Genomic DNA, 14,996 nt, shown 5'->3' with positions numbered 1-14,996 from the left:
TTATCGGATAAATAAGGTGAATCTATCCAAATCTAGTGTAAATATTGGAATTATTTGATAAAATATAAAGTAATAATTTGCTCAGGGAGGTTAAATGCGTGTCGATTAAAAAAATTAGCTTTCTATTAGTACTTCTCGTATTTTCATTGTTTAATGTTCAAAATGCACAAGCATCCATTACTTTCACGGATCTTTCTTCATCGCATCCGGCCTATGGTGAAATTCACTACTTAATCGAATTAGGCGTTTTAGAAGGTTCGATCGAAAATGGTAAACGAGTATTCAAGCCATCTGATTCAGTAACGCGTGGACAGGCTGCTAAGATGGTCGTTGTAGCGACTGGTGAAAAGCCATTAGTCGTAAAAAAATCAACATTTTCGGATATCGATTTAAAGAAAAGTGCTGCATTGTCAGGGTATGTGGAGCGTGCAGTTCAGCTAGGCTATTTTAGCGAATACTCGCCTGGGAAATTCGAACCGAAAACGCCACTTACTCGTAATGAAATGAGTAAAGTATTAGCGATGGCATTCAAATTAAATATCGAGCAAACCGAAAAATTAACGTTACCGTTTAATGATGTCGCAGCAAATGACCCTTACTATAAATATATTGCAGCGATTTACTATAATGGAATAACGAACGGGACAGCCAATGCAACGAAGTATAGTGCGAAGGATCCTGTGACACGCGCGCAGTTTTCGTCATTTGTTGCACGTGCGTCATCGGATAAGTATCGTCTCGACCTTCCTGTTCAAGGAGTCCGCGTTCCGAATGAATCGGATGCGATCGGCAAAGTATTCGTATCGGTGGATAATTTAAATGTCCGTTCAAGTGCTTCAACTGCCAATGCAACGAATATTTTAGGCAAGGTAAATACAGGTAAGGAACTTTCTGTATTTGAAGAGCAAGGATACTGGTTAAAAATTGCTTACAACGGTCAATACGCATTTGTAGCGAAAGAATTTACAAAAACAGAGCAAGAACTTGTTGAAGAAACACCAGAAACACCAGTTGAAATTAAGCCAGAAAAGCCAACTGAAATAAAACCGGAAAAGCCCGTGGAAGAAATACCGGATGAACCGACTGATGTAACACCGGAACAACCAACAGAACAACCAAGTGAAATTCCGACAACGCAAACGGAGACAATTGCCATTGCAACGGTAAATGGTTTAAATATCCGAGAAAGTGATTCAGCAAGCGCTACTTCACTCGGAAAAATTGATCGAGGTACGAGCGTTAATGTATTATCATTTGCAGGTCATTGGGTAGAAATTGATTATCAAGGTACGGTAGGTTATGTGGATAAACGATTTATCCGTTTAAAAAATACGACGGAAAACCCAGTAAAAGATCGCGTTATTATTATCGATCCAGGTCATGGCGGAAAAGACCCTGGAACAATAGGTGGTCAGGCAGTTGAAAAAACGATCGTATTTAAAGTCAGTCAATTAGTGAAACAAAAATTAGAAGCAGATGGTGCGTCTGTGTTGATGACGCGTCAAGGGGATACATATCCGTCACTTGATGATCGCCATAAATTTGCAACGGATAAATATGGTGAAATGTTTGTAAGTATCCATGCCAATTCGGCAACGAATACTTCTGCAAAAGGGACGGAAACGTATTATAGCGTTACATCAAATGAAAACGAAAAAGAGGATCTCGTGTTAGCAACGAATATTAATAACGAAATCGTTAAAAATGTTGGTATGTCTAATCGTGGTGTAAAGCGTGCAGATTTTGTTGTCATTAAGAATTTAAAAATTCCAGCAGTTCTTGTGGAGCTTGGATTTGTAAGTAATGCAGAAGATCGTGCAAAACTACTAAGTGATGAGCATATAGAAGCCTATGCGCAATCTATTTATAATGGGATTGTAGAGTATTACGGAAGAAATTAACTTTAAAAGTCGCCTATTCATTTTATTTTGAGAGGGTGACTTTTTTTGTAGATATTGTAAGGTGACTTTTTGAAATTTTACAGAAAAACGTATCTTAATACACCTTATTGCGACTTACTTAATGATAAATTTACTTGAATAATAGTGCTCTAGGCCGATATTAGTAGTAAGAGATAGTAGGTTAATTGTGCTTAGGTATAATTACGTTCGGATTCAGCTTTGTGTAGTCGCAAAATTAAATTCGTGACATTCGATAAAATTAAGAAAAATGTTCGGATACATAAGTAGAGAGGAATGACACGATGAAAAAGAATGTACAAATCGGTGTTTTAACAGGGATGTTATTAGTACCAGGAGCAGTTGCACATGCCTTCGATGATTCCCAAAAATCTTTGGTGGAGAATTATGAGGCAGTAACGGGTAATGAAGCTGCATTGGAAGTGATAAATAAGATTGAAAGTTTAGCTAAAATGACAGCAAATTCAGCAGAGTTTCGTGATAAAGTATCTGATGCACGAACTGCGTACGGTAATCTAGTGGATTCGGAAACGAAGGATTTAGTAACTTATTTGGAAAAGCTAAAAGAAATGGAAGATGGCATCCTCAAGGCGAAATTAGTCGAGGAGAAAATTAAAGCCATCGATAGCACCAATGCAAATACAGTTGTAGCAGAAGCGCGCAATGACTATACCGCATTGTCGGTGAATGGTCCAAAATATGTACTTAAAGAGTATGTAGAGAAACTCGCTGCATGGGAAAAATCCAATATTTCTGCAGCGGCTGTCATGAAGCAAATTAATGATATTTCAACAGTTACATTTACAGAAAAAGATATTCCGAACTTTATTGCAAGTACAAAAAAAGCGGTTAAAGGCTATGATGATTTGTCTCCAACTGATCAGCCGTTAGTTACAAATATTGCTCGTTTAGATGAGCTCAAACCATACATGGAAATCGCTGCAGCAATAATGGCTTTGAATACCTCGAATGCAACGTATGTAAAAGATTTAGAAACTGCAAACACGAACCTTGCTACATGGAAGAGTTCAAGTGATATTGGTTTAGAAAACATGAAAAAAATATTGGACGCAAAACTTAAAGATTTAGTCAGTGAAAAAGATATGGCCATATCAATTGACAAGCGAATTATAGCAATGCAAGTCGCAGTTGATCTGGTAGTGTTAGCAGAAGTCAGAAAAGATTTTAACGCACTTTCATCAAATGGGAAAAAATTAGTGAAATATAGTGCACATATAACTACATTAGAGAGTCAATATAAATCCGCATTAACTGTAGTGACTTTAATTGGAAACCTTGATTTTGGCGCGAAGGATTTTGCTAAAAAGGTAATAGCAGCTAATGTAGCATACGAGAAATTATCAGCAAACCTTAAGCTAACAGTAAATAATTATCCTGTTTTACAAGAGAGTCTTCAGGTTGCTCAGTTAATGCTAGACATTGATGCCATCAGTTCATCGGCAAAGGATTTCCGCGACAAGGTATCAACTGCTGATCAAAAGTTTAAAACATTAACAGCAGGCGTGTCTCCTGTAGATGTACCAACGAATGCAAAAGAACGTTTACTAAAAGAATACGGTCCAAAATTGGAGAACTTCCAAAAAATTCTCGCTTCTGCGCATACGATGGTAGAAAGAATTAACGCACTTAGCTCACAAACAGGACAGGCTTTCATGGATGAGTTGGCTAAACTAACAGCAGAATATAAGGCGATGGATTCAACAGCGAAACGCAGTGTAACGAATGCAGCATTATTAAAGGCTTTCGAAAAGGACTATAAAGCATCATTAAAAGTGTTTACATTAATTGAGAAGTTACCAGCCAATATAGATAAAACATATACTAAAAAAGTTATTGCTGCTGAAAAGGCTTACCAAAAGCTGACACAGAAGCAAAAGGATAATGTGTATAATCATGCTTCAAAATTACAGCCTGTTCTAAAAATCGCGAGCTTAATTGATCGTATTGATAAGTTAAAAGTGGGTGGTAAAACGTATTATGCGGAAACAGCGGCAATTCGTGCAGAATACGATGCCCTTACACCAGATGAACAAGCATTAGTTCATAATTATTCAAAATTAACGATTGCAGAAGACAATATGACAAGTGCAGAACAAGTCGTAGCATTAATTCAAGAAGCGATTCCAACAGCGGAAGACTATATCGTGAAGTTGACAGCGGCGCGCAATGCGTATAATGCACTTGATAAGTCACAGCAAAAACTTGTAACGAACTACAAAGATTTAACGACTCGTGAACGTTCATTAAAGCCTGTTTTAACATTAGATGCGAGCATTTTATTGCTGGATCCTTCAAATGCACGTACCTTTATTTCAAAATATAAGAGTGCGGAAAAGGCTTATGAAAAGCTGACGCAAGCAGAGCGCGGTTTATTACTAAACAGTGCAAAATTAACGGGCGAACTAAAAGTTATATACAATGTAATGAATGCAATTAATAACATTAAAACGTCGAGTAAAACGTTTGTAGCAGATACGCAAGCGGCTCGAGCGTTGTACAATGCATTGCCAGCTGACCAGCAAGCAAAAATTTCGAATATATCCGTATTAACTGACCATGAACTGAATGTAACAGGGGGAGCAACGGTTGATGCATTAATTCGCGCTTTAAATTCAGTTTCACCGAACGAATTTATTACAAAGGTAAAAGAAGCGAGCCAAGCATATAAAGCATTAAGTTCTACGAATAAAAAAGCAGTAACATTAATCGATGAGTTAAAAGCACAAGAAAAATATATTAAGCCAGTAGAAGTCGCGATTGATGCAATTGAAGGCTTAAGTAATTCACGTAACGATTTAAGTCGCCAATTTGATAAAGTGAATTCAGCAATGAAAAAGCTAGATTCGAAGCAACAAAGGTACGTAACAAATATCGATAAATATTCGAACTTATCGAATGTTATTTATGTGTATGAGTTAATTGACAAGTTAAAGCCAAGTGACAAATATTACCTGGGTAACTTGGAAGCCGCGAAATTAGCATATGACCGTCTATCAAATGATGAAAAGTTAAAAGTGACAAACTTTTATAAATTACAAGAATCGCAATTAGACGTGACTGAAATTCAAAAAGTAATCACTATTATTGCCTCTTTATCAAGAAACTCAAGCTCCTATGTTGAGGATGTAGAAAAGGCAGCGGCAGCGTACAAGGAACTACCATCTGATTCAAAGCGCCAAGTCCAAAACTATGATATTTTAAAGCAAGCTGAACAAGATATTAAAGTAGCCAAATCCGTAATGAAGCAGATTGAGGACATCGATCCAAGTTTGCGCACGTTCGAATCCAAAACAATATCGGCATTGAAAGCATATGAAAAGCTAGCAGAAGAGCAAAAAATGCTCATTGCCAATTATAATTTATTGCAAAATTATGTATTTGAATTAGGGTTATAATAATTTTGGTACGCCGCTTCCACTAGGAGGCGGCGTTTTCTAATGCGTTAAATGCTCCTAGATAATAAATCTATTATCCAATTTAATACTTATTATCCGATAAAAATGGTTAAATATGCATTTTGTGTTACAACAATATTACGCCAAGGAATTGAGTGGTTGATATTTTGTATTTAATGTTGTTTATAATCTCTTTATCGAGTTAAATAGCTAACTTTTGTTTTAGGTGTAACTTTTGATGAACTGTTACATAAGTGAAAAATTATAGCACGAAAATATATGATACTCTATTTGTAGGTTAAATTGTTTCAGCCGAAATAATTTAAAGCCGGATCTTCGAAGGGAGTTTCATTGAATCGTGAAAAAAAGAATTTTATTACCGATCTTTGCAGCATTTATGATTTTTGCAGGGACGGATACAAATACAGCTCAAGCAGCATCAACTTCAGAATTATCAAAAGTAGCACATCAATATATTGGGGTACCATACGTATACGGGGGAACTACAGCTAAAGGGCTAGACTGTTCAGGGTATACGAGTATCGTTTTTAACAAACTAGGCCATAACTTAGACCGTACAGCTGCTGAGCAGTATAAACAAGGAACAGCCGTTTCAAAAGCTAATTTAAAATCGGGGGACTTAGTGTTCTTTAATACAACTGGTGGTGTTTCACATGTAGGAATTTATTTAGGTAATAACGAATTCATTCATGCAGGGACAAGCACAGGTGTAACGGTTGCAAAATTTAATTCATCTTATTGGGCAAAGCGCTATATCGGTGCAAAACGTGTTGCTAGTTTTGACGCTAGTAAAGTAGTCGCATCAACAGGAGAAGTAAAAGATGCAACGATTGATTTTTCAGTTTATGCATCTCGCGGTGAAGTTGCAATCCAGCTAGTAGAAGCGTTAGGGCTAGATACATCGGATAAAAACACACCATTTGCAGATGTTAAATCAACTTCAAAATATGCGGGTGCAGTAACGGCATTACATAAAATAGGTGTATTTACAGGTGATGAAAGCGGGAAATTCAATCCAGCTTCACCGTTTACACGTGCGCAATTAGCGAAAGTGTTAGTTGCTGCGTTTAACTTAGAGCAAAAGGGTGACTTTGTGACATTTACGGATGTTTCGAAATCTCACTATGCTTCAAATGATATTTCTATTTTAGCATCAAACGGCATCACATTAGGTAAAGGTGATGGTACATTCGGCATTAATGATCACGTAAAACTAAATGATTTAGCAACATTTATTAACCGAGTTCAATAAGTTAGTAGGAATTGGGAACTTGTAGGTTATTTACGAGATAGATGGATAACCGCAAAAATTCTGGACGCTAATGACTCCAGTAGAAGCCAAACCGAATAAAAGCACCTAAGTCGCAATTCGCGGCTCAGGTGCTTTTTCATAGTCATTAAAAAGTTAGTTATTCGGAATTACTTTCACCAAATCTGAGCGAACCCAAACGTATTGCGATGGTGGAACTTCGTCAGATAAAAGCTTGTACCATACGTAGCCATCATCGCCTGTCATTTCCTCTACAATGGCAACAGGATAGCCAAATACAGCGGTTTCCCCAACATTTTTTGACTGATACGTAAATAGTTTAGTAGAAGTTGCAGACGCTTCTGCACGCGCATTGACTAAATCCCCGTTATTGGCAACGAATGCACGTTTTACTTGATTGTAATCTTTTTGACCGAAACGATTGTCCATGCGGTACATATGTCCGGCAATTTTACTACCCCAGAATGGATCAGATGCATAGTGGACGTTCATTCCGGCTGTTTTGTTACCAGGAGCCACGCCTTTCGCGAACTTACCTGATTGTGGTGCATAGTTTAAATTAACATATTGATTTAAAAACGCCATGACGCTTTCATCACGGCTTGGGTAAGCAGTGCCTAATGTCGTATCTGAGTCATACACTTTAATGCCGAAAATATTGTTTTTCTCTAACGAATTGACGCTAATTCCGTAATCGCCCTCATGCATTGAGGCCGCTAAAATGAACAGCGCGTTGACATTATGAGAAGCTTCTACTTGTTTTAATAATGCGCCCATTCCAATTAAGCGAGATTCAGTCGTTGCATTCGCATAGCGCACTTGTCCAGTTGCTTGTCGTTCTGCAAGTATTGTCATAATCATCGTATCTAACTCTTCAGCTGTATAGTTTGAATGCTGACGTAGAGAAGTAAATTGGAAATAAGGATAATGTGTGCCGACTTTTTTCGTTAATAACACATCGCTATAAAAGTTAACCCCGTCTTGGCTATAATAGTTTGTGCCAGGTTTCATAAAGGCTGGTGCCTCACCAACAACATAAACCCCATAACTTTTTTGTGTTACATGGTTGTACGTTCGATGCGTTAAAAAACCGCCCTCTACAAAATATTCATTGTTCCCTTTAATTAAGCTTGTTGGTGTTAATGTCACCTCATTCATTTTTGCATAGCCTTTCGTATCAGCAAGTTGAACGATGGCATAGTCTTCAGTGTTGCTATAATACTTTAGCTCTGAACCTTCTACTGCATAAGTTAACTGCGTTTTAAACTCTTTATCTGCATAAATCGTTACAGTATTAGCAGCTGTATCAGCCGCAGATGCAATTCCGCTTGGCATATGGACGATTTTATCACCTTTAAAAATCAGTTGTGCGGAAGCGCCTTTTAGTGCCGATTCTGCTTGTTCGTAATTGAAGTAAACAGTTGGATTTTTTGTGATCTCTCCATTTGATAATTTTGCGATATAGTAACTGCTTGGATTTGTCGGTGGTGCAGTTGGTGGTACTTCTGTTTCACCTTGATTTCCTTCGTTATCTTCATCTGCTCCTGGAGCGTACTGCTCAATCGTTGCGTTCATACGATATAAAAATGCAGAGGCATGAGCGATTGTTGATGACCCTTGTGGATCGAAAATAATTCCCTTCGATGTTTGTGAGCCACGAATAATATTGTAGTATACACTCGTTGCTACAGCTGACTTGAATTGCTCATCAATTTTATTATTATCCTTAAACGTGAGCGGTGCCCCAGATAGCGGGACGTTCGAGTAATTTAACGCTCTTTGTAAAAGTGCAGCCATATGCTGACGGGTAATCTTTTCATTTGGACGGAAAGTACCATCAGGATAGCCGCTTAAAATATTTGAGCCAGCAGCCGCTTGAATTTCAAGTGTACGATCCTCACCAGGCTTTAAATCTTTAAACACATGTACAGTAGAGACTGGTAAATTCAGTGCACGCGTAATGTAAGAAGCGAATTCCCCACGAGTTACGGCGCGGTTTGGATTGTAATTCCCCTTTGCATCTGGGCGAATGACGTCTAAATTTGCCCAATATGTAAGCTCATGGACCATTAAATGTCCTTGTATATCATTTGCATACGTTTTCGATTGTGTAGAAATGGACAAGAAAAGCGTTGCTGCGATCGCAAGTCCGAATATTTTTTTGAACACAAATTCACACTCCTTTCAATCTATTAACATTTTAGCAATTAATTCAGTTGAATAATAGAAGAAACCGCAATCTTAAAAGGAATGTCATACAAATGTAACCTTATCCTTAAGTCAATCTTTCTTGCGTGGGCGATTTGAACTGCGGAGAAATATATGGGATTTTATAATGATACTTATAAATATTATAAATGAACTACTAAATTTAAAAGATAATGTTATATTTATGATAGATAGCTTTATTTTGAAAGATAATTAATATATAATAAATGTGAAATATTTGGTAATTATAAAGTACTAAACATCTAAATATAGAGAGATAAGGGTGGAGAAGTATGGCAAGAGGACGCAAAGTGAATTCAAATGGAGAAAGAAGCAAACAATTATTGTTGGAGAAGGCAGTTGAACTATTTTCAACATATGGATATCATCAAACGAAAATTAGTGATATTGTTAAGGCGGCCGATTTAACACAGCCGACGTTTTATTTGTACTTTCAAAGTAAAGAATCATTATTCAATGATTTAAATGAAAAGTTTCAAAATGGTCTGAACCAAATTTTTTCAAACAATCCTGTACATATGATGACAAATAACGATGTAAATCAAATGATTCAAGAGCACTTAAAGCAAATTTTTGAGTATTTCATTGAGAATCCAAATTTAACGAAAATAGGTTTCTATGAGACAGAGCAATCCCTAGCGCTGAAGGATCGATTTGTCATGAACTTGGTGAATGTTATTGAGACAGAGTGCCAAGATTATGATGTTACGCAGCGTGTGGATTCGCATGTATTAGCGGAGAGTTTGGTTGGTTCGATAGAGCGCTTAACACGAACAAATTTACTGACATACAAATCCAATCCACAACAGCTTGCAGAAGAGATTTCTCATATTTATTTTTCAGATTCACGCAAATTAGTACGATAAAAAAGCTGCGCAACCTCCATCTAAGGAAGTTGCGCAGTTTTTTATTTATTTAGCGACTTGAATTGGTAAATAAATGCCTTGTTGTAATGTTTGCCCATTACTATTTTTGTTTTTTGGATGTACAATTAGCGCATAATCTTTCCCTGCCTTTAAAGGTTGAGCGGGTGTGACAAGTAATTGATTGCGCTGCTTTGTGATGGTTGCTTGGACGACTTGACCACCAAGCTCGACTAATTCCACTGAAGAAGTGTTAATTTTGTTAGCGACAGGCTTAGTGAAATTTACTGTAAAAGGATTTCCCGCTGTTACATTTTTTAGGCCTGTTTGTTCTTTGTAACCGGAAAGCTTAGAAGTCATTGCATCATAATGTGCCTGGAATAATGGATTTCCTGTTGTTGCAATATTTGGCTTTATCCCTACATTATTAATCACCGTATTAGCAGGACCGAGGAAATGACCAATTGTTAGCTTTAAAATGCCGCCATCTGATAGCTCATAAAATGCTTGCATGGAGCCTTTACCATATGTTTTTTGACCGTATAAAGTTGCTGCTTTTTGATCTAGCAATGCAGCAGCAGTCATTTCAGAAGAACTAGCACTTAACTGGTTGATGAGCACTTTCGTATTCGCAGGGAATTTCACTGCTTGCTGAAGTGCGCGTACATTGGATATGCCTGTAGATTCTTGTAATTTATAAGCATCTTTCGTGTTTGGGAACATCCCGATTAATTGCTCGGCTGCTGTAACATAACCGCCACCGTTATTTTGTAAATCTAAAATAAACGACTGCGCACCTTGTTTTTTTAATGTCGTAATCGCTTTTGAAATTAGGGAAGCCGTATCGTTTGAGAAAGAACTTAAAGAAATATAGCCAACCTTTCCATAAAGCAGTTCTGTCGTAACATTTGGTAACGAGAAGGCATTACGAACGAGTGTATTTTTCAAAATTGTCCCGTCTTCACGCAAAATGGTTACCGCCACTTTTGTATTTTCTTTCCCTTTAATCAGAGCGCTTGCTTGCTCAATTGTCATTGAAACAGTAGAAGTACCGTCCACCGCAGTAATAATATCCCCGACAATAAGCCCAGCTTTTTTAGCACTACCACCGTCAATTAATTGAGTAATCAAAATGCCTGTATTTACTTTTTCGATGACTATACCAATTCCTACAGACGTTAAATCAACGGCATTAATGTATTCTTCAAATTCATCTTCTGTGAAATAGCCTGAATAGGGATCAAGCATATCTACAAGTGCTTCAATAGAAGTAGCATTGTCCACATTGCCGTGAATATCCCCGACATAAAGATCCTTCACCGTTTGTTTAGCTTCTTCTAACGGGCTTGCCAAGGTCGTGAAAGGGATTGTGAAAAGTAAAATGAAAAATAATAGTGCAGAAAGCTGTCTTTTTAACATAATCTCACCTCAAAATTTCCTGCTATGAGCATTTTAATGGATAACCTATCTATTATAATATGCCTTTTACTACCATTGCACAAATAATCACGATTCAAACATTTTAACAAAAAGGGCGCCGAGTAATTTATACTCAACACCCTTTTCAAGTTAGCTTTCTATTTACGTTTTGCAATGTGAATAATGTAGCCAATCACACCGCCGACTAATGCAGGAACTACCCAAGCAATCCCTTGTTCGTAAAACGGGAAGATAGATAGGAAGTTTTCATAGGCAGGAATCGTTACACCTGTTTGTTTGATACCATCATATAAAGCAACAACACCCGTGAAAATCAGTGCGACGCCATAAACGCTCGGTGCATGATTGAATAGGTTACCGAACATTGCAAAAATCATTAATACAATCGCAATCGGATAAATCGCTACTAAAACTGGTAACGAAATATTGATTAAATTAGATAATCCGAAATTGGATACAGCAAAACTAAATAACGCGAAAACGACTAAGTAAGTTTTGTAAGAAACTTTCGGGAAAATTTTATGGAAAAATGTTGCGTTCGCTGAAAATAAACCTACCGATGTGGTTAAGCAAGCTAAAATAATTGTAGCAGATAAAATAATGTTACCAAAACTTCCATAAAGAGCATTAGCTGCTAACGAAATAATCGCACCACCATCATCATGGAAGCCGATTGCATCAACACTTGTTACACCCAAATAACCGAGTGAAACATAAACAAATGCTAAGCCTAATGCAGCAACAATACCAGCAAAAATGGTAATTTTAATTTGCTGTGCTTTTTGTGTAATCCCGCGTGATGCAAGTGCTTGTACAATAACGATCCCGAATACGAGTGATGCGAGCACGTCCATCGTTAAATAGCCTTGGATGAAGGATTCACCAAATGCATTATTAATGTAGGCTCCTTGTGACTCACCAATTTCGCCCAGTGGTGTTAAGAAGGATTTCGCTGCAAGTAAAATAATGACAAACAGTAGGGCGGGTGTTAAAAACTTCCCGACACGATCAACAAGCTTCGTTGGATTGGAAGCTAAATAAAATGATATTCCAAAGAAAACGAGTGTTGTCAAGAACAATGGAATCCAACTATTCTGTGCAGCTTCTGAAAGGAATGGCGCAACCCCGATTGAATAAGAAACAGCGCCTGTCCGAGGAATTGCAAAGAACGGACCTATTGATAAGTAAACAATTGAAGTGAATATGATGCCGAAATACGGATTCACACGGCCTGCTAATACTTCCAAGTCACCGCCGTTTTTTGCTACGGAGATAATTCCTAAAAGAGGTAATCCAACCCCTGTTATTAAAAAACCAACCATTGATACAAAAATATTTTCTCCGGCCATTTGACCTAAAAGTGGTGGGAATATGATATTACCCGCGCCTAAAAATAAAGCGAATAACATAAAACCAACCGCAATATTGTCGCGGATAAAATTTGTATTGCTCTTCATTTCGATAAAACTCCTTTTAGTTTGAAAATGCAAAACTTTCAAAAAATTTAAACCCTATCACAATTGATTATTCTATCATAAAAGTATTAAAAATGAAAGTGCGTTTATTATTTTCCGATAACAAAAGTTGGGATTTCAACATGAACGCTATTAATTACTTCACAAATGCTAGAATATACACTAATAATTCGAATTGTATCGTAGAATCGACCTTATGGCATGTTGTATTTGTGACATATTTTTCAGTAAAATGGGCATATAGAAGAAATTTCATATAATAGTAAGGAGCCCCCTATCATGCAGCATAAATGGAAAACATTAATATCAGGTGCACTATTTACATCCGTATTTTTAGTTGCTTCCAATGTTGAGGCATCTACGTATACCGTGCAAAAAGGCGATAATTTAACAAAAATTGCAACAGCCCACAATACGACGGTCCAACAGTTGAAACAATGGAATAAACTATCTGATGACAGCATTTTTTTGGAGCAAAAATTGATCGTTGCAACGTCCGACAAAGCAACGGGGAATCTAGTGGAAAAGGAAAATAAACCAACAGCAAATAAAATACAATATTATACTGTTGCAAAAGGCGATAATTTAACGAATATTGCTAAGAAATATAATGCGACAGTTTCCGATGTGAAAAAGTGGAATGCTTTAGAATCTGATGCAATTAAAGTGGGACAAAGGTTAAAAATGCAACAACTTACTGCTAAAGAAGAAGCGAGTGTAGATGAAGTGGAGGCAGTAATTGAATTTAAAGAAACATCAGATGAAGCGATTGCCAAGCAGTTAGGAAATGAACGAGAAATTACTGTTTCAGTCAATGCTGCTTCAGAGCAAATGTACAATCAAGTATTAAATATTGCAAATCAGTCGCTAGGTGTTCCGTATGTTTATGGTGGAAATACAATGGCGGGCTTTGATTGTAGTGGATTTGTTAACTATGCCTATCAACAAGCAGGGGTAAAATTGACGCGTAAAAGTAGCTTAATGTATTTCCAACAGGATACTACAAAGGTACAAACCCCAGTGCCAGGAGATTTAGTGTTCTTTAAAAACACATTTATCCCTAATATTTCACATATGGGCATTTATATAGGTAATGATGAATTTATCCATGCGGGCTCTCAAGGGGTCGCTGTCGCCAATGTAAAAACAAAATACTGGGCTGAGCGCTTTGTATCTTTCAAGCGTCTAAATAACGTGCAGTAAACTATTAGAAGGTATGTAGAATTCCTCGATTTGTTGAGAATCTATGTATCTTCTTTTAGTAAGATAGATTTATTGGGGGATTATGGAGCACTTCCTTGTCGAGTAATATTACAAATGTAACAAAAAACGTAAGGAACGGCAAAAATATTACAAATATAACAAAAAAAAATTGGAAGAAAAACGGTTTAGAACGCGTAAATAAAGGGTATATGTAGTAAATGTGCTAATATTACATTAAAGTGGTTGTGTTACTGTATTGTTACACAAATGTAATGTTACGGTGTCGAACCACGTGTTAACCTAAGAACAGTTAAGTTTTCAGAAAACTAATTGAACTTTTGGGGGAACACGATGAAACATCTTAATATAATTCGTAATACAATACTTACTTTGGCTGCGGCATTTATCCTTTTCTTTACTCCAGTTGATGAAAACAAAGCTTCTGCATCTGCAGCATACTCAGTAGATGAGTTGAAATCAGCATCATCAAAATATTTAGGTGTACGCTATGCATACGGTGGCACATCGTCAACAGGCTTTGATTGCTCTGGCTATGTACGCCAAGTATTTAAAGAGGTAGGTATTACATCTTTAGATCGTACTTCTTCAGGCATGTATGGACAAGGTTCAGCAGTTAAGAAAAGCGATTTACAAGCAGGAGACCTAGTATTTTTCAATACATCTGGTAAAGGTGTTTCACACGTAGGTATTTATATCGGTTCTGGAAACTTCATCCACGCTTCAACGAGCAAGGGTGTTGTAAAAACAAGCATCAATGATAAAGCTTACTGGGGTAACAAATATGTTGGCGCAAAACGCATTGCAAACTTCAATCCAGGCACAGATTTTGCTGATGATGGAAGTGCAGTAGATAACACTCCAGAGGCTGAATAACATACATAGCATCATACACAAACACTACAGTTCAATCTCTCTGTCTATTATAAAATAGGCTGGGGGATTTTTTGTTTGTAGGCAGAGACGGATAAAACTCGAAATAGACGGATAACCGCAAAAACCAGCACCACTTCATTCCTCAAAGCGAAAGCCCCCATCAATCCAATGGAGGGTACTGAAAAAGTCCATATAGTTTAACTTTGCGAGGTATTCGACGATTGAATCGTCGAATACCTCGCTCTTTTCATATATAATAAAAGAAC

Annotated in this window: 9 protein-coding genes; 6 read left to right on the top strand and 3 right to left on the bottom strand. The window is 37.1% G+C overall.

What is annotated here, in order from left to right:
- The first annotated feature begins 98 nt into the window (after positions 1–98).
- From ACQKIH_RS01980 to ACQKIH_RS01970, 3 genes are all read left to right on the top strand, one after another.
- Positions 99–1,901: an N-acetylmuramoyl-L-alanine amidase gene (locus ACQKIH_RS01980; RefSeq protein WP_427763138.1), complete on the top strand. Its 1,803-nt coding sequence runs from the start codon at positions 99–101 to the stop codon at positions 1,899–1,901.
- A 302-nt stretch (positions 1,902–2,203) separates the two neighbouring features.
- The gene (locus tag ACQKIH_RS01975; protein ID WP_427763136.1) at positions 2,204–5,335 is read left to right on the top strand and encodes a hypothetical protein; all 3,132 of its coding nucleotides are present in this window, start codon (positions 2,204–2,206) and stop codon (positions 5,333–5,335) included.
- A 358-nt stretch (positions 5,336–5,693) separates the two neighbouring features.
- Positions 5,694–6,608 carry a C40 family peptidase gene (locus tag ACQKIH_RS01970; RefSeq protein WP_427763135.1) on the top strand — a complete coding sequence of 305 codons (915 nt, stop codon included), beginning with the start codon at positions 5,694–5,696 and terminating at the stop codon, positions 6,606–6,608.
- A gap of 153 nt (positions 6,609–6,761) precedes the next feature.
- On the opposite strand, the gene ACQKIH_RS01965 is transcribed toward ACQKIH_RS01970, so the two are convergent.
- Entirely contained in the window at positions 6,762–8,795 is a 2,034-nt protein-coding gene (locus ACQKIH_RS01965) for an S-layer homology domain-containing protein (RefSeq protein ID WP_427763133.1), read from the bottom strand.
- 332 nt (positions 8,796–9,127) lie between these two features.
- On the opposite strand from ACQKIH_RS01965, the gene ACQKIH_RS01960 reads away from it, so the two are divergent.
- Entirely contained in the window at positions 9,128–9,721 is a 594-nt protein-coding gene (locus tag ACQKIH_RS01960; protein ID WP_427763132.1) for a TetR/AcrR family transcriptional regulator, read from the top strand.
- Positions 9,722–9,766: 45 nt separating this feature from the next.
- On the opposite strand, the gene ACQKIH_RS01955 is transcribed toward ACQKIH_RS01960, so the two are convergent.
- Both ACQKIH_RS01955 and brnQ read right to left on the bottom strand, forming a co-directional pair.
- Positions 9,767–11,137 carry a S41 family peptidase gene (locus ACQKIH_RS01955; RefSeq protein WP_427763131.1) on the bottom strand — a complete coding sequence of 457 codons (1,371 nt, stop codon included), beginning with the start codon at positions 11,135–11,137 and terminating at the stop codon, positions 9,767–9,769.
- 158 nt (positions 11,138–11,295) lie between these two features.
- The gene (brnQ, locus tag ACQKIH_RS01950; RefSeq protein ID WP_427763130.1) at positions 11,296–12,615 is read right to left on the bottom strand and encodes a branched-chain amino acid transport system II carrier protein; all 1,320 of its coding nucleotides are present in this window, start codon (positions 12,613–12,615) and stop codon (positions 11,296–11,298) included.
- 297 nt (positions 12,616–12,912) lie between these two features.
- Between brnQ and ACQKIH_RS01945 the strand changes: the two genes are divergently transcribed.
- Positions 12,913–13,836, top strand: coding sequence for a C40 family peptidase (locus ACQKIH_RS01945; protein ID WP_427763129.1), 924 nt, complete (start codon positions 12,913–12,915; stop codon positions 13,834–13,836).
- Between the two features lie 351 nt (positions 13,837–14,187).
- Positions 14,188–14,730 (top strand): C40 family peptidase, encoded by a 543-nt coding sequence (locus ACQKIH_RS01940; protein WP_057984447.1) that lies wholly within the window; start codon positions 14,188–14,190, stop codon positions 14,728–14,730.
- The last annotated feature ends 266 nt before the right edge of the window (positions 14,731–14,996 follow it).

The sequence above is a fragment of the Solibacillus cecembensis genome (assembly GCF_050272495.1).
Classification (GTDB): domain Bacteria; phylum Bacillota; class Bacilli; order Bacillales_A; family Planococcaceae; genus Solibacillus; species Solibacillus cecembensis.
The sequence above is the reverse complement of the archived record's forward strand: the minus strand, read 5'-3'. Positions and strand labels throughout refer to the sequence as shown.